Source organism: Ruminococcus sporogenes (genome assembly GCF_054655175.1).
In genome coordinates, this window is sequence record NZ_BAAHOA010000040.1 from 1 (window position 1) to 736 (window position 736).

A 736-nucleotide genomic window follows, 5' to 3' on the forward strand; every position below is an offset into this window, starting at 1 on the left:
TGCCGCGGAAGATTGTTGGGTTATGATATAGCTATTTGGCGGATAGTGTGGTATTGTAGTGTCGGAGGTGAAAGGGGTGGATATATCAGACGAGCTGTACGATAAATTTACACAGGAACTGGACCGATCGCTGTACTTAAGCTCCGAGTACGGCGACATCATAGACAGATTCAATAAGCTGTTTGATAAGTACGCTGATAAGGAAGGCTCTCAAAAATTAGACGAGTTGATCGGAGAGTTTGGAACAGTCGTAGCAAAAAATATCGGAATATCTGCAATGAAGCTCGGAGCAAAGCTTATAGTCTCTCTGCTGAGATGAACGCGTGTAAAGAAAATCAAAAAATAAGGAAAGGCGTCCGCAGGGCTGCTTTTCTTTTTCAGGAGGTGGAAAATGTCGTATATCCCATTTACAGAAGAACAAAAAATTGCCGCAAACAGCGTAGATTTAGCCGATTTTCTGAGGCTGAGAGGAGAAAAGCTGGAATCGGCAGGGAGGGAACACAAGCTCGTTTACTACGACGGCAGCGGCAAGCACGACAGTATTACTATAAACGGATCAAGATGGTTCGACCATAAAAATCAGGTGGGCGGCGGAGCCGTAAAGTTCATGCGGTATTTTTACGGTATGGATTTTCAGACTGCGGTTCAGGAGCTGTTAGGTCGCACGATTACTCCCCTATCCCACAGTCCGCCTAAAGCGGCTGTGCGGGAGGAAAAACCGAAAGAATTCAAATTG

General features: G+C 45.5%; 1 protein-coding gene and 1 pseudogene. Both read left to right on the plus strand.

Features of this window, described 5'->3' with window-relative positions:
• Window positions 1–76: 76 nt before the first annotated feature.
• Window positions 77–319: a hypothetical protein gene (locus ACYQ0N_RS15350; RefSeq protein WP_460162664.1), complete on the plus strand. Its 243-nt coding sequence runs from the start codon at window positions 77–79 to the stop codon at window positions 317–319.
• Window positions 320–391: 72 nt separating this feature from the next.
• Window positions 392–736: pseudogene (locus tag ACYQ0N_RS15355) on the plus strand (hypothetical protein); the annotation flags it as partial.